A 15,490-nucleotide genomic window follows, 5' to 3' on the forward strand; every position below is an offset into this window, starting at 1 on the left:
CAATAGTGTAGTTTAAGGGAGACATTACATGATTACTGGTATCCAGATTACTAAAGCTGCAAACGACGACCTGCTGAACTCTTTCTGGCTGCTGGACAGCGAAAAAGGCGAAGCGCGCTGCGTATGTGCAAAAGCAGGCTTTGCAGAAGATGAAGTTGTTCCGGTTAATAAACTGGGTGAGATTGAGTACCGCGAAATTCCAATGGAAATCAAACCGGAAGTGCGCGTTGAAGGCGGTCAGCATCTGAACGTTAACGTGCTGCGTCGCGAAACACTGGAAGATGCCGTTAAGCATCCTGAAAAATATCCACAGCTGACCATTCGTGTATCTGGTTATGCCGTTCGCTTTAACTCACTGACTGCAGAACAGCAGCGTGACGTCATTGCGCGTACCTTCACCGCCAGCCTGTAATTGCTGCCAGAGAATAGATACAAAAACGCCGGGTTAACCCCGGCGTTTTTTTACGCTTATTTCTGTGAAGCAGGTTCACTGCCACTTGGCTTGCGACGTTTACCAATGTTTTTGGCATCACGGTGGCGTTGCTTCACACGCGGTTTCTCTTTTTCTTTCTCTTTTTTCTCTGCGCGCTTGGCGAGAACTTTCTTCGACGGTTTACCCGTCATTTTTTCGCTTGGTGGGCGCGTAGTAGGGCGCAGTTCGTCAATCACGCGCGCTTTCACCGGCTCTTCGATGTAGCGACCCACTTTCTGCAGCAGCAGATAGTCATGCGCCTCAACCAGAGAAATCGCGGTGCCTTTAAGGCCTGCACGCCCGGTACGACCGATACGGTGAAGGTAAACATCTCCGCTGCGCGGCATGTCGAAGTTAATCACATGGCTCACTTCAGGAATGTCGATACCACGCGCTGCCACGTCCGTGGCAATCAAGACATTCACGCGACCTTCGGTCAGGCGTTTAATCCCTTCGGTACGTTTAATCTGCGCCATCTCACCTTCGAGATAACAGTTGTTAATGCCCGCGGCGCGAAGTTGTTCAGCCAGTTCGTGCACACGTTCGCGTTTACGTACAAAGACGATGGTACGGGTCGTGTCATCTTGTTTTAACAGATGTTTAAGCAACTCGAGCTTATGCTCGTAGTTATCAGCACGGTAATACCACTGGTGAATTTTTTTGCGCTCGCGCGTGGACGGCGTGGCAGAAACTTCTGCCGGATCGTTAAGCAGACGCTCAGCAAAGTCTTTAATCGCATCGCCTTCAAGCGTGGCAGAAAACAGCATGGTCTGTTTGCGCCAGCGGGTTTCGCCTGCGATGTGTTCAATATCCTGCGCGAAGCCCAGCTCCAGCATGCGATCCGCTTCATCCAGAATCAGCGTTTCAACAGCACGGCAATCAAAGTTTTCTTCTTTGATGTACTGCATCAAACGCCCGGTGGTGGCGACCACGATATCCTGGTTCTCACTGAACACTTCGGCGTGGTTCATATAGGCTACGCCACCGGTGATGGTCGCAATATCCAGATGGGTATTGGCGGCCAGTTCACGCGCATGCTCCGCAACCTGAACGGCTAACTCACGTGTTGGGGTCAGAATAAGGATACGCGGTGGACCGGATTTCTTGCGGGGGAAATCAATCAGATGCTGCAAGACAGGCAGCAGGTACGCCGCCGTTTTACCGGTGCCTGTCGGCGCTGAACCGAGTACGTCGCGGCCTTCTAACGCAGGCGGAATGGCTGCCGCCTGGATGGCAGTCGGGCGTGTGAAGCCTTTATTCTGGAGGGCTTCCAGAAGGCTTTCGTCGAGTTCAAGTTCGGAAAAAGTCGTTACAGTCATGTTCTACCTCTGTGTGGGGCGCTGATTATAGACGTTATGGCTGCAATCTTCATCTGTTTGTGTGGATATCCCTTTTCCGTCGTTACGCTTTCCCCTATGCTACTCCCGTTTCATTTTGAAGGTTGCTCTGACATGTCTCAACTCAAAGCGCAGTTGCGCCGCGATGGTTTTACCTTTAAGCAGTTCTTTGTCGCTCACGACCGCTGTGCAATGAAAGTCGGCACCGATGGCATTTTACTGGGGGCATGGGCACCGGTTGCAGGCGTTAAACGTATCCTTGATATTGGCAGCGGCAGCGGGTTATTAGCCCTCATGCTGGCGCAGCGCACCGAGCCGTCAACCACGCTTGATGCGGTAGAGCTGGATCCTCGTGCGGCCGCACAGGCAGCAGAAAACGTGGCTGAATCCCCCTGGGCCTCTCGCATTGCACTCCATTGTGCGGATGTTCTTACCTGGGCACCAGAGCAAACGGCTCGCTATGATTTAATTGTCAGTAATCCTCCTTATTATGAACCCGGCGTCGGGTGCGCAACGCCCGAGCGCGACCAGGCTCGTTCAACCGGCTCGCTCGATCACGGTGCGCTATTAGCCTGTGCGGCGGCGTTGATCACCGAAGAGGGTTTTTTCTGCGTGGTATTACCGGAAAGCGCAGGCAGTGCGCTAATCAATAACGCACTGGAAATGGGCTGGTATTTACGTCTGCGCACCGACATTGCTGACACGGACGGCAGGTTACCGCACCGGGTTCTGGTGGCGCTGTCGCCGAAAGAAGGGGAATGCTTCAGCGACAGGCTGGTGATCCGCGGGCCAGATCAGCGTTATTCCGAGGATTACACGGCGCTGACCCACCCGTTCTATCTGTTTATGTGAGCCAGAGGAGAGAGCACGGACGGCCCGGAGTGCTCAAGTTGTTCCGGGTAGTCGAGCGTATAATGCAGCCCGCGGCTCTCTTTACGCATCATTGCGCAACGCACAATCAGCTCCGCCACCTGAACCAGATTACGCAGCTCCAGCAGATTGTTTGACACGCGGAAGTGAGCGTAATACTCGTCAATCTCCTGCTGTAACATGGTAATGCGACGCAGGGCGCGCTCCAGCCGCTTGGTGGTGCGTACAATCCCCACGTAATCCCACATAAAGAGGCGCAGCTCGTGCCAGTTATGCTGGATCACCACCAGTTCATCCGGGTTTTCCACGCGGCTTTCATCCCAGGCGGGCAGATTTTCTGCCTGACGGGCGTAAGGCATGCGCTTGGTAATATCTTCTGCCGCCGACCAGCCATAGACCAGACACTCCAGCAGCGAGTTAGAGGCCATACGGTTGGCACCATGCAGGCCGGTATAACTCACTTCGCCGATCGCATACAGGCCGTCGACGTCGGTGCGGCCATGATCGTCCACCATTACTCCACCGCAGGTATAGTGGGCCGCGGGCACCACAGGCATCGGCTCTTTGGTGATGTCGATGCCTAACCCCAGCAATTTTTCATAGATGGTCGGGAAGTGCTGACGCACAAATTCTGCGGGTTTGTGGCTGATATCCAGATACATGCAATCCACGCCCAGGCGTTTCATTTCGTGATCGATAGCGCGGGCCACGACATCACGCGGGGCCAACTCGCCGCGCTCGTCGAAGTCCGGCATAAAGCGTGTGCCATCCGGGCGCTTCAGATGCGCGCCTTCACCGCGCAGGGCTTCAGTCAGCAGGAAATTGCGGGCCTGCGGGTGGAATAATGCGGTGGGGTGGAACTGATTAAATTCCAGATTGGCCACACGACAGCCTGCACGCCAGGCCATGGCAATCCCGTCGCCTGAAGAGATATCGGGGTTAGTGGTGTACTGGTACACCTTGGAAGCACCGCCTGTCGCCAGTACCACCGATTTGGCCCGGCAGGTTTCTACCGTCTCTTTATTACGGTTCCAGACCCAGGCACCCACGACGCGGCGCGTACCTGGCAGACCAATCTTGTCGGAAATGATCAAGTCTACCGCATTGCTGCGTTCCAGCACCTGGATATTCGGATGGCTCAACGCCTGGCTGACCAGTGTCGTTTCCACCTCTTTACCGGTGGCGTCCGCAGCGTGCAGGATACGGCGATGGCTATGACCACCTTCCCGCGTCAGGTGATAACTCTCTTCACCGTTGGGCTGGACGTGGGTATCAAACAACACACCCTGATCGATAAGCCACTGAACGCAATGTCGGGCATTACTGGCGACAAACTCAGCGGCGTGCTTATCCACGATACCGCCACCGGCAATCAGGGTATCTTCTACGTGGGAGTCGATACTGTCCGTTTCATCAAACACAGCGGCAATCCCGCCCTGTGCATAGAAGGTGGAGCCTTCATTGATGGGACCCTTGCTGAGAACAATCACTTTCTGGTGTGAGGCGAGTCGCAGCGCCAGTGAAAGGCCAGCGGCACCGCTGCCGATAATCAGTACGTCACAGGAGAGGTCAGTCATTGCGTTCATGATGTGTGTTTAATTTACTAAACAGTGTTTGGCCAGCATAGCACCCGAATGCGAGGAATCGCACGTTTTTTTTAAGGTTAGTTGCAATGACTAAACAGCACGCCAGGAGCAAGCAGGCACAAAAAGAGCAGAAATATTTTGCGAAGCAGATCGTTAGCTTCAGATTTTGTGGTGAAATAAAGCCAGTCTTGCGGTACCCTGCAAGCGGTAAATGCCAATTCTTATCAGAAACTGGGTGCGTTTCGGTATCAGACTTATAATGAGAGAAAATGAACAGTCTGCGACACGATTAACAAAAACAAAGGCGTGACGGAACTTTTTGAAAAAAAGACCCTCAAAGCAACTGCTTGCTCACAGTGCAGTGTTTGGAGTGGCGTTTCGATAACGCGTGGATTTTAGGTTTGGGGAGACATTACCTCGGATGAGCGAGCAGTTAACGGACCAGATTCTGGTTGAACGGGTCCAGAAGGGAGATCAGAAAGCCTTTAACTTACTGGTGGTGCGCTACCAGCATAAAGTGGCGAGTCTGGTGTCCCGTTATGTACCGTCAGGCGATGTCCCTGATGTCGTACAAGAATCTTTTATTAAGGCCTATCGCGCGCTGGAATCTTTCCGGGGAGATAGTGCTTTTTATACCTGGCTGTATCGTATTGCTGTCAATACCGCCAAGAACTACCTCGTCGCTCAGGGCCGCCGTCCGCCTTCAAGCGATGTTGACGCCATTGACGCAGAAAACTTTGAAAGCGGCGGTGCGTTAAAAGAAATTTCGAACCCTGAGAACTTAATGTTGTCAGAAGAACTGAGACAAATAGTTTTTCGCACCATCGAGTCGCTCCCGGAAGATTTACGCATGGCAATTACGTTGCGGGAGTTAGATGGCCTGAGCTATGAAGAGATAGCCGCTATCATGGATTGCCCGGTCGGTACGGTTCGCTCACGAATTTTTCGTGCGCGAGAAGCTATTGATAATAAAGTTCAACCGCTAATCAGGCGTTGACGATAGCGGGATACTGGAAAAGGTATTAGGCATGCAGAAAGAACAACTTTCCGCTTTAATGGATGGTGAAACGCTGGACAGTGAGATGCTTAATGAGCTTTCTCGCTCTCCTGAGATGCAAAAAACCTGGGAGAGTTATCATCTCATCCGCGATACCCTGCGCGGTGATACCAGTGACGTTCTCCATTTCGATATCTCAGCTCGCGTAATGGCTGCCATCGAGAATGAACCTGTTTCTCAAGCCACTCCGCTGATTCCTGAAGCCCAACCGGCACCGCACCAGTGGCAGAAGATGCCTTTCTGGAACAAAGTGCGTCCCTGGGCAAGTCAACTGACGCAAATGGGCGTCGCTGCGTGCGTATCGCTTGCAGTTATTGTTGGCGTCCAGCAGTATAACAATCAATCTGAAGTCAACCAGCAACCAGAAGCGCCAGTGTTTAACACGCTGCCGATGATGGGCAAAGCCAGCCCGGTAAGCCTGGGTATTCCTTCTGATGCATCGGCAGGCGCCGGTCAGCAGCAGCAGGTACAAGAGCAACGCCGTCGCATCAATGCGATGTTGCAGGACTACGAATTGCAGCGCCGTCTGCATTCCGAACAACTTCAGTTTGAGCAAGCACAAACCCAGCAGGCTGCTGTGCAAGTGCCTGGAAACCAAACTTTAGGAACGCAATCGCAGTAATGAAGCAACTTTGGTGCGCCATGTCTCTGATGGCGGGTAGCCTGTTCTTCACTGTCAACGCCTCGGCTGATGTATCGTCCGGGGCGTTGTTACAGCAAATGAACCAGGCCAGCCAGTCACTCAACTACGAGCTGTCTTTTATCAGCATTAATAAGCAAGGTGTAGAGTCGTTACGCTATCGCCATGCCCGTCTTGATAAACAGCCGCTTGCCCAGCTATTGCAGATGGATGGTCCGCGCCGCGAAGTCGTGCAGCGTGGCAACGAAATCAGCTATTTTGAGCCGGGTCTTGAACCCTTTACGCTGAACGGCGATTACATCGTTGATTCGCTGCCTTCGCTCATCTATACCGATTTCAAACGGCTTGCTCCTTACTACGACTTTATCTCCGTAGGGCGTACCCGCATTGCTGACCGGCTCTGTGAAGTGCTGCGCGTGGTCGCCAGAGACGGAACGCGTTACAGCTATATCGTGTGGATGGATGCTGAGACCAGGCTGCCTATGCGTGTCGATCTGCTGGATCGGGATGGCGAGACGCTGGAACAGTTCAGGGTGATCGCCTTCACCATTAACGATCAGGTTGGCAACAGCATGCAGAATCTGGCAAAAGCCAACCTGCCGCCGCTGCTTTCTGTACCGGCAGGCGACCCTGTCAGCTTCAACTGGGCACCAAACTGGATCCCTCAGGGCTTTAGTGAAGTCTCCAGCAGTCGACGCCAGCTGCCGACGATTGATACCGCGGTTGAATCCCGTCTTTACTCCGACGGTCTGTTCAGCTTCTCGGTTAACGTCAACCGGGCAACAGCGGTCAGCGCCGATCAGATGCTGCGCACCGGACGCCGTACCGTGAGTACCACCGTGCGTGATAACGCCGAGATCACCGTCGTGGGTGAGCTACCGCCACAAACGGCTAAACGCATCGCCGACAGCATTAAATTCAGGGCCGCACAATGATCAAAGAGTGGGCAACTGTCGTTTCATGGCAGGAGGGTGTCGCGCTGGTTAGCTGTGACGTCAAAGCATCCTGTAACAGCTGTGCCTCCCGCGCCGGCTGCGGAAGCCGGGTGCTTAATAAACTCGGGCCGCAAACGTCACACACCATTAGTGTGCCCAGCGAAGAGCCGCTGGTTGCAGGACAAAAAGTCGAGTTAGGGATCGCCGAAGGCAGCCTGCTGGGTTCTGCCATGCTGGTCTACCTCTCGCCGCTGGTGGGGCTGTTTGCCCTGGGGGGCGTCTTCCAGGTTATGTTCAGTACCGATCTTGCCGCAATGTGCGGGGCAGCTCTGGGTGGCGTGGGTGGCTTTTTACTTGCCCGCGGCTTTTCATCCAGGCTTGCCGTCCGTGAAGCGTGGCAGCCTGTGATCCTCAGTGTTGGATTGCCCCCCGATCAGCTTCGTGTCGAAATGCTCTCTTCTGAAGCCCGGTGATGTCACCGGGCTTTGCTTTATTTACATCTCATAAAAGAAAACGCTGAATCTTCACGCTAAGCTTGCTGGAAGAGCATTTCCCGGTGAAGGAGATGTAGTGTAGAATGCTGCGTTTTCGCACTGAAAAACGTCAGGCTAAGAACAGCGGCCTCCAGGAATTCGTAAGGCATAATTATTTAACTATATGAAGAACATACGTAACTTTTCGATCATTGCTCACATTGACCACGGTAAGTCGACGCTGTCTGACCGTATTATCCAGATTTGCGGTGGCCTGTCTGATCGTGAAATGGCAGCCCAGGTACTGGACTCCATGGACCTGGAACGCGAACGCGGCATTACTATTAAAGCGCAGAGCGTCACGCTCGACTACAAAGCGTCTGATGGTGAAACCTATCAGCTGAACTTTATCGACACCCCAGGCCACGTTGACTTCTCTTATGAAGTTTCCCGTTCGCTGGCGGCCTGCGAAGGCGCGCTGCTGGTGGTTGATGCCGGGCAGGGCGTAGAAGCCCAGACGCTGGCTAACTGCTATACCGCGATGGAAATGGATCTCGAGGTTGTGCCGGTTCTGAACAAAATCGACCTGCCAGCCGCCGATCCTGAACGCGTAGCGGAAGAGATTGAAGATATCGTCGGTATCGACGCGACGGACGCAGTACGCTGCTCGGCGAAAACCGGCGTGGGTGTAACTGACGTGCTGGAACGTCTGGTGCGTGATATCCCGGCCCCGGAAGGTGATGCCGATGCGCCGTTGCAGGCGCTGATTATCGACTCCTGGTTCGATAACTATCTCGGCGTTGTCTCGCTGGTGCGTATTAAAAACGGCACCATGCGCAAAGGCGACAAAATCAAAGTGATGAGTACCGGCCAGGTCTATAACGCTGACCGTCTGGGGATCTTCACGCCAAAACAGGTTGACCGTACCGAGCTGAAATGCGGCGAGGTAGGCTGGCTGGTTTGTGCCATCAAAGACATTCTCGGCGCGCCAGTGGGCGATACCCTGACCCAGGCACGTAACCCGGCAGATAAAGCGCTGCCAGGCTTCAAAAAGGTGAAGCCACAGGTTTACGCAGGTCTGTTCCCGGTCAGCTCTGATGATTACGAGAACTTCCGTGACGCGCTCGGCAAACTGAGCCTGAACGATGCTTCCCTGTTCTATGAGCCAGAAAGCTCCACGGCGCTGGGCTTCGGCTTCCGCTGCGGCTTCCTCGGCCTGCTGCACATGGAGATCATTCAGGAGCGTCTGGAGCGTGAGTACGATCTGGACCTGATCACCACTGCGCCGACGGTAGTTTACGAAGTTGAGACCACCTCGAAAGAGGTTATCTACGTCGACAGCCCATCCAAGCTGCCGCCGCTGAACAATATTCATGAGCTGCGCGAGCCGATTGCAGAGTGTCATATGCTGCTGCCGCAGGAATTCCTGGGTAACGTCATCACGCTCTGTATCGAAAAACGCGGCGTGCAGACCAACATGGTTTACCACGGTAACCAGGTTGCGCTGACCTACGAAATCCCGATGGCAGAAGTGGTGCTCGACTTCTTTGACCGCCTGAAGTCCACCTCCCGCGGTTATGCGTCGCTGGATTACAACTTCAAACGCTTCCAGGCCTCTAACATGGTGCGTGTGGACGTGCTGATCAACAGCGAGCGCGTCGATGCGCTGGCACTGATTACCCACAACGACAATGCTCCGTATCGCGGTCGTGAACTGGTCGAGAAGATGAAAGAACTCATTCCGCGCCAGCAGTTCGACATTGCGATTCAGGCAGCCATTGGCAACCACATCATCGCGCGTTCGACGGTGAAACAGTTGCGTAAAAACGTTCTGGCAAAATGCTATGGCGGTGACGTCAGCCGTAAGAAAAAGCTGCTCCAGAAGCAGAAAGAAGGTAAGAAGCGTATGAAGCAGGTCGGTAACGTCGAACTGCCGCAGGAAGCGTTCCTCGCCATTCTGCACGTGGGTAAAGACGGAAAATAATCCTTTAAGGAGTTGGCATGGCGAACATGTTTGCCCTGATCCTGGTGGTTGCCACCCTGGTGACAGGGCTGTTGTGGTGTCTGGATAAGTTTATCTTTGCCCCGAAACGTCACGAGCGCCAGGCCGCCGCGCAGGCGGCCACGGGCGACCAGTTGGATGCGAAAACCCTGAAAAAAGTCAGCCCGAAGCCGGGCTGGCTGGAAACTGGCGCTTCTGTCTTTCCGGTGCTGGCCATTGTGCTGGTGGTGCGTTCGTTTATCTATGAACCTTTCCAGATCCCATCCGGTTCGATGATGCCAACGTTGCTGATCGGTGATTTTATTCTGGTGGAGAAGTTTGCCTATGGCATTAAAGATCCGATCTACCAGAAAACGCTGATCGAAACCGGTCATCCGAAACGTGGCGACATCGTGGTGTTTAAATACCCGGACGATCCGCGTCTGGATTACATCAAACGCACCGTTGGCGTGCCGGGCGACAAGGTGACCTATAATCCGGTCTCCAAAGAGGTAACGGTTCAGCCTGGATGCAGTTCCGGTACGGCCTGTGGAAGCGCGCTGGCAGTAACCTATTCCGGCGTTGAGCCAAGTGACTTTGTGCAGACATTTGCCCGTCGTAACGGTGGCGAAGCGACCAGTGGATTCTTCCAGCTACCGAAAGGCGAGACCAAAGAGAACGGTATTCGTCTGAACGAGCGTAAAGAGACGCTGGGCGATGTGACGCACCGTATCCTGACCGTCTCCATCGCTCAGGATCAGCTGGGGATGTACTATCATCAGCAGGGGCAGCAGCTGGCGACCTGGATTGTGCCGCCGGGACACTACTTCATGATGGGTGATAACCGCGACAACAGCGCGGACAGCCGTTACTGGGGGTTTGTGCCGGAAGCGAATCTGGTCGGCAAAGCGACCACTATCTGGATGAGCTTTGAGAAACAGGAAGGCGAATGGCCGACCGGCGTACGGTTAAATCGTATCGGCGGCATCCACTAATTCCTGATAAATACGCACGTAGTCTCTTTAATCAGAGGCTACGTGAATTATTTCAGTGATAAATCTCTTCTGACTAACGACAACCCCTGTCGTTGCGTATAGAATATTCCCCCGAAGTTTAAGGTTGGCGCTGATTCAGTGCCACGGCACACGAAACCGCGTTGGCTTTTTCAGGACGGTTTCGTGTGCTGCATTTTTGACGCATTTATTCTATTGGTATCGCATGAACCCCATCGTAATTAATCGGCTTCAACGGAAGCTGGGCTACACTTTTCAGCATCAGGAGTTGTTGCAACAGGCATTAACCCATCGCAGTGCCAGCAGCAAACATAATGAGAGACTCGAATTCCTGGGCGACTCCATTTTAAGTTTTGTTATTGCGAATGCGCTTTATCATCGCTTCCCGCGCGTGGACGAAGGTGATATGAGTCGCATGCGCGCAACGCTGGTACGTGGCAATACGCTTGCCGAAATTGCCCGTGAATTTGAACTGGGTGAGTGCCTGCGACTCGGGCCTGGCGAACTGAAAAGCGGCGGCTTCCGTCGTGAATCTATTCTCGCGGATACCGTCGAAGCGTTAATCGGTGGCGTTTTCCTCGACAGCGATATCCAGACGGTTGAGCAGCTGATCCTGAACTGGTATCAGTCGCGTCTGGATGAAATCAGCCCGGGTGATAAACAGAAAGATCCAAAGACTCGTTTGCAGGAGTATTTGCAGGGTCGCCATCTGCCGCTGCCATCTTATCTGGTGGTGCAGGTTCGTGGCGAAGCACACGATCAGGAATTTACCATCCATTGCCAGGTCAGTGGCCTGAGTGAACCGGTGGTTGGCACAGGTTCAAGCCGTCGCAAGGCGGAACAGGCTGCCGCCGAACAGGCGTTAAAAATGCTGGAGCTGGAATGAGCGAAGAAAAGAGTTACTGTGGTTTTGTTGCCATCGTCGGCCGTCCGAACGTAGGCAAGTCAACCCTGCTGAATAATCTGCTGGGACAGAAGATTTCCATCACTTCCCGCAAGGCGCAGACCACCCGTCACCGTATTGTCGGTATCCATACCGAAGGGGCGTATCAGGCTATTTATGTCGATACCCCGGGTCTGCACATGGAAGAGAAACGCGCCATTAATCGTCTGATGAACAAGGCGGCGAGCAGCTCTATCGGTGACGTTGAGCTGGTCATTTTCGTGGTCGAAGGCACCCGCTGGACGCCGGACGACGAGATGGTGCTGAACAAGCTGCGCGACGGTAAAACGCCAGTGATCCTCGCGGTCAACAAAGTTGATAACGTGCAGGAAAAAGCCGATCTGCTGCCGCATCTGCAGTGGCTGGGTAGCCAGATGAACTTCCTCGATATCGTTCCGCTCTCTGCCGAGACCGGTCTGAACGTCGATACCATCGCGGGCATCGTGCGTAAGCATCTGCCAGAAGCGATTCATCACTTCCCGGAAGATTACATCACTGACCGTTCTCAGCGCTTTATGGCGTCTGAAATCATCCGTGAAAAGCTGATGCGTTTCCTCGGCGCTGAACTGCCGTACTCTGTGACCGTGGAAATCGAACGTTTCCAGAGCAACGAGCGCGGCGGCTATGACATCAACGGGCTGATCCTCGTTGAGCGCGAAGGGCAGAAGAAGATGGTGATTGGCAACAAAGGTGCCAAAATCAAAACCATCGGTATTGAAGCCCGTAAGGACATGCAGGAGATGTTTGAAGCCCCGGTTCACCTGGAACTGTGGGTAAAAGTGAAATCTGGCTGGGCCGATGACGAGCGCGCACTGCGCAGTCTTGGTTACGGCGACGACGTATAGCGTTTCACACTCTATGGCTTTCGAGGTGCAGGACAAAACACAACGTGTTTTGAACAGCGCTTACACTGGCTCCGAAGGAGCGAGGCCGGAGGCTGAGTCACGCGGCATGGCCGCGAATCCCCGGGAGCTTAATCCTCTCACTGGCTGGGGTGAACGGACGCAGCCAACGCGCCTGCAACCTGAAAGACGACGAGTATGATGGAAGGCTGGCAGCGTGCATTTGTACTGCATAGTCGTCCCTGGAGCGAAACCAGCCTGATGCTGGACGTCTTCACGGAAGAATCAGGCCGCGTGCGCCTTGTTGCTAAAGGCGCACGTTCCAAACGTTCTAACCTGAAGGGTACGCTACAACCCTTCACCCCGCTGCTGGTGCGCTTCAGTGGGCGCGGGGAAGTCAAAACCCTGCGCAGTGCCGAAGCTGTCTCTCTGGCGCTTCCCCTCTCTGGTATTACGCTGTACAGCGGTCTGTATGTGAACGAGCTGATTACGCGCGTTCTTGAACATGAGACCCGCTTCTCTGAACTCTTTTTCGATTATTTGCACTGTATCCAGGCGCTGGCGGGTGTTACCGGCTCGCCCGAACCTGTGCTGCGTCGCTTCGAGCTGGCGTTGCTTGGGCATCTGGGGTATGGCGTCGATTTTATGCACTGTGCAGGCAGCGGCGATCCGGTCGAAGACACCATGACCTACCGTTATCGCGAAGAGAAGGGCTTTATCGCCAGCGTTGTCATTGATAACAGCACCTTCACCGGACGGGATCTACGGGCGCTGGCAGAACGCGAGTTTCCTGACGCCAGCACCCTGCGGGCGGCAAAACGCTTTACCCGTATTGCGCTCAAGCCGTATCTTGGTGGCAAGCCCCTTAAGAGCCGCGAATTATTTCGGCAGTTTATACCGAAGCGTTAACGTATTGAGTACACCCCGGCTCCAGCCTTCATCCAGTGAGAAAGGGCCAGGGCGAGGGGAAACGAACCAAAATAAAACCGAGGATTGTCATGGCTGAATTACTGTTAGGCATCAACATTGATCACATTGCCACCCTGCGCAACGCGCGCGGTACGGCCTATCCTGATCCGGTACAGGCGGCATTCATTGCTGAGCAGGCGGGTGCCGATGGAATTACCGTGCATCTGCGCGAAGATCGTCGTCATATTACCGATCGTGACGTACGTGTTCTGCGCCAGACGCTGGACACCCGCATGAATCTGGAGATGGCTGTCACCGAAGAGATGCTGGCCATCGCCGTTGAGACTAAACCGCACTTCTGCTGCCTGGTGCCGGAAAAGCGCCAGGAAGTGACCACTGAAGGCGGGCTGGACGTGGCCGGTCAGCTGGACAAGATGCGTGATGCCTGCAAACGCCTGGCCGATGCCGGGATCCTGGTATCGCTGTTTATCGATGCTGATGAAGCGCAGATCAAAGCCGCCGCAGACGTGGGTGCGCCGTACATTGAAATCCATACCGGCTGCTATGCCGATGCCGAAGACGAAGCGACCCAGGCAAAAGAGCTGGATCGCATCGCCAGAGCCGCTACCTATGCTGCGGGTCTTGGCCTCAAGGTCAATGCCGGTCACGGCCTGACGTACCATAACGTCAAAGCTATTGCCGCGATCCCGGAGATGCACGAGCTGAACATTGGTCATGCCATTATTGGACGTGCAGTGATGAGCGGCCTGAAAGAGGCGGTGGCCGAGATGAAACGTCTGATGCTGGAAGCCCGCAAGTAATGGCCATCCTCGGCTTAGGCACGGATATCGTTGAAATCGCCCGTATCGAAGCGGTGATTACCCGTAGCGGCGATCGTCTTGCCCGCCGGGTGCTCAGCGATAACGAGTGGGCCATCTGGGAAACGCACCAGCAGCCGGTGCGTTTTCTGGCCAAGCGTTTTGCGGTGAAGGAGGCGGCGGCGAAAGCTTTCGGCACCGGGATCCGCAATGGCCTGGCGTTTAATCAGTTCGAAGTGTTTAACGATGAGTTGGGCAAACCGCGCCTTAGGCTGTGGGGCGAGGCGTTAACGCTGGCAGAAAAGCTCGGTGTGGCGCATATGCACGTCACGCTGGCGGATGAACGTCATTACGCCTGCGCCACGGTGATTATCGAAAGTTAAATCTTATCCGCGTGGTGCATCAGGACGAACTTGTCCCATAACTGCTCTTCGGATTCAGAATGTGCCGGATCTTTCAGGATGGTATTGGGGATTGGGCACACCTTCTGGCAGGTTGGCGTCTCGTAATGGCCAATGCATTCGGTGCAGCGGTCGCTGTTAATCTCATAAATGGTGTCCCCCATCGAAATGGCCTGGTTCGGGCATTCAGGTTCGCACATATCGCAATTGATGCATTTTTTGGTGATTAACAGCGCCATCAGGAAATTCTCAGAAACAACACAAACAGGGCGGGCATTATACGCTCATTCCCTGCTCAAACCAGTTTTTTTACCAGCGCTTCGCTGTGACGTATGCGTTCCGGTGCTCGCTCCAGATCCTGCTGGACCAGGGCCATAAACAGCAGGTCGGTGAGCATCATCTGCGCGCTGGTAGAGGAGATCGCCGCGCTGCGGGTGGCCTGCTCTTCGGCAATAGTGTACAGACAACGCGTAGCCCGCTGCTGCAGTGCATTAGGCGTAAAGCCGGTGATAGCCAGGATTTTCCCGCCTACGCGCAGGGCTTCATCGGCGGCAAGGTTAATCTCCCGACGTTCGCCGGAATAGGAGATCGCCAGCAACAAATCATCAGGCGCCATTGCCTGCACGGTCGCCAGCAGGGCATGCATATCCTGCTCAACGATGGCTATCAGGCCGATCTTGTTCAACTTCCAGCCAAAGTTTCGCGCCACCAGCCCCGACGCCCCGATCCCGGTGAGGATCACCCGCCGTGCCGCGTGCAACATGGCGACGCTTTCCAGCAGCTTCTCTTCACTGTTGACGTCAAGCGTGGCGTGCATCGCCGCGACCTTCTCCTTGATCAGCTTTTCCCCTACCAGACGCATCGGATCATCGCCGCGGATCTGGTTGTGCACCGGCATGGATTGCGGATTAGGGTTGCTGGCGAGGGCTTCGCTCAGGGCCAGCTTCAGCGCCGGAAAACCTTTAAACCCAATTTTTTGCGCGAATTTGACCACGCTGGACTGACTCACTCCCGCCTCGCTTGCCAGTTGCTGGGAACTTAAGTGGCGGGCGCGATCGGGCTGGGTGAGCAAAAAGTCCGCCAGTTTTTTATCGCTCTGGGCAAAACCCGCGTATCGCTGGCGGATACGAATTAAACAGTTCATAAGGACTCCTGGCGAAATGTGATGAGTGCAGCAAATGCGAATTCTGCTCGCCTGAATGAATTTTATATT

At 54.4% G+C, this 15,490-nt stretch carries 18 protein-coding genes; 14 read left to right on the plus strand and 4 right to left on the minus strand.

Features of this window, described 5'->3' with window-relative positions:
• Positions 1-28: 28 nt before the first annotated feature.
• On the plus strand, positions 29-412 hold the full coding sequence (grcA, locus tag C3F35_RS17580) for an autonomous glycyl radical cofactor GrcA (RefSeq protein ID WP_032613195.1): 384 nt from the start codon (positions 29-31) through the stop codon (positions 410-412).
• Positions 413-468: 56 nt separating this feature from the next.
• On the opposite strand, the gene srmB is transcribed toward grcA, so the two are convergent.
• Positions 469-1,791 (minus strand): ATP-dependent RNA helicase SrmB, encoded by a 1,323-nt coding sequence (srmB, locus tag C3F35_RS17585; RefSeq protein ID WP_032613193.1) that lies wholly within the window; start codon positions 1,789-1,791, stop codon positions 469-471.
• Positions 1,792-1,923: 132 nt separating this feature from the next.
• On the opposite strand from srmB, the gene trmN reads away from it, so the two are divergent.
• Positions 1,924-2,661, plus strand: coding sequence for a tRNA(1)(Val) (adenine(37)-N(6))-methyltransferase TrmN (gene trmN, locus C3F35_RS17590; RefSeq protein WP_103793082.1), 738 nt, complete (start codon positions 1,924-1,926; stop codon positions 2,659-2,661).
• Here the strand turns inward: trmN and nadB are convergent.
• A complete protein-coding gene (gene nadB, locus C3F35_RS17595) occupies positions 2,646-4,265 on the minus strand; it encodes an L-aspartate oxidase (protein WP_103793081.1) in 1,620 nt (539 codons plus the stop codon). The two genes, trmN and nadB, sit on opposite strands and share 16 nt — an antisense overlap.
• A 356-nt stretch (positions 4,266-4,621) precedes the next feature.
• Between nadB and rseD the strand changes: the two genes are divergently transcribed.
• From rseD to acpS, 12 genes are all read left to right on the plus strand, one after another.
• A complete protein-coding gene (gene rseD, locus C3F35_RS27085) occupies positions 4,622-4,690 on the plus strand; it encodes a rpoE leader peptide RseD (RefSeq protein ID WP_231313890.1) in 69 nt (22 codons plus the stop codon).
• Positions 4,687-5,262, plus strand: a complete 576-nt coding sequence (gene rpoE / locus C3F35_RS17605) for an RNA polymerase sigma factor RpoE (protein WP_032613187.1) — start codon at positions 4,687-4,689, stop codon at positions 5,260-5,262. The genes rseD and rpoE overlap by 4 nt, the downstream gene beginning before the upstream one ends.
• A gap of 31 nt (positions 5,263-5,293) precedes the next feature.
• Complete coding sequence (gene rseA / locus C3F35_RS17610; protein ID WP_032613185.1) at positions 5,294-5,944, plus strand: anti-sigma-E factor RseA; 651 nt, start codon at positions 5,294-5,296, stop codon at positions 5,942-5,944.
• Positions 5,944-6,897, plus strand: a complete 954-nt coding sequence (gene rseB / locus C3F35_RS17615; protein ID WP_059307386.1) for a sigma-E factor regulatory protein RseB — start codon at positions 5,944-5,946, stop codon at positions 6,895-6,897. The genes rseA and rseB overlap by 1 nt, the downstream gene beginning before the upstream one ends.
• Entirely contained in the window at positions 6,894-7,370 is a 477-nt protein-coding gene (rseC, locus tag C3F35_RS17620; RefSeq protein ID WP_059307387.1) for a SoxR-reducing system protein RseC, read from the plus strand. Before rseB ends, rseC begins: the two co-directional genes overlap by 4 nt.
• A gap of 184 nt (positions 7,371-7,554) precedes the next feature.
• Complete coding sequence (lepA, locus tag C3F35_RS17625; protein WP_032613179.1) at positions 7,555-9,354, plus strand: translation elongation factor 4; 1,800 nt, start codon at positions 7,555-7,557, stop codon at positions 9,352-9,354.
• A 17-nt stretch (positions 9,355-9,371) separates the two neighbouring features.
• Positions 9,372-10,346, plus strand: coding sequence for a signal peptidase I (gene lepB, locus C3F35_RS17630; protein ID WP_032613177.1), 975 nt, complete (start codon positions 9,372-9,374; stop codon positions 10,344-10,346).
• A gap of 223 nt (positions 10,347-10,569) precedes the next feature.
• Positions 10,570-11,250, plus strand: coding sequence for a ribonuclease III (gene rnc, locus C3F35_RS17640; protein ID WP_032613175.1), 681 nt, complete (start codon positions 10,570-10,572; stop codon positions 11,248-11,250).
• Positions 11,247-12,152: a GTPase Era gene (gene era / locus C3F35_RS17645; RefSeq protein WP_032613173.1), complete on the plus strand. Its 906-nt coding sequence runs from the start codon at positions 11,247-11,249 to the stop codon at positions 12,150-12,152. Before rnc ends, era begins: the two co-directional genes overlap by 4 nt.
• A 198-nt stretch (positions 12,153-12,350) precedes the next feature.
• On the plus strand, positions 12,351-13,058 hold the full coding sequence (recO, locus tag C3F35_RS17655; protein WP_032613220.1) for a DNA repair protein RecO: 708 nt from the start codon (positions 12,351-12,353) through the stop codon (positions 13,056-13,058).
• A gap of 89 nt (positions 13,059-13,147) precedes the next feature.
• Positions 13,148-13,879 (plus strand): pyridoxine 5'-phosphate synthase, encoded by a 732-nt coding sequence (gene pdxJ / locus C3F35_RS17660; RefSeq protein ID WP_032613171.1) that lies wholly within the window; start codon positions 13,148-13,150, stop codon positions 13,877-13,879.
• Positions 13,879-14,259 (plus strand): holo-ACP synthase, encoded by a 381-nt coding sequence (acpS, locus tag C3F35_RS17665; protein ID WP_059307388.1) that lies wholly within the window; start codon positions 13,879-13,881, stop codon positions 14,257-14,259. The genes pdxJ and acpS overlap by 1 nt, the downstream gene beginning before the upstream one ends.
• Here the strand turns inward: acpS and C3F35_RS17670 are convergent.
• Positions 14,256-14,516, minus strand: coding sequence for a YfhL family 4Fe-4S dicluster ferredoxin (locus C3F35_RS17670; RefSeq protein ID WP_032613169.1), 261 nt, complete (start codon positions 14,514-14,516; stop codon positions 14,256-14,258). The genes acpS and C3F35_RS17670 overlap by 4 nt on opposite strands.
• 56 nt (positions 14,517-14,572) lie before the next feature.
• Entirely contained in the window at positions 14,573-15,421 is an 849-nt protein-coding gene (locus C3F35_RS17675; protein ID WP_032613168.1) for a MurR/RpiR family transcriptional regulator, read from the minus strand.
• Positions 15,422-15,490: the final 69 nt, after the last annotated feature.

The sequence above is a fragment of the Leclercia sp. LSNIH3 genome (assembly GCF_002935105.1).
Classification (GTDB): Bacteria; Pseudomonadota; Gammaproteobacteria; order Enterobacterales; family Enterobacteriaceae; genus Enterobacter; species Enterobacter adecarboxylatus.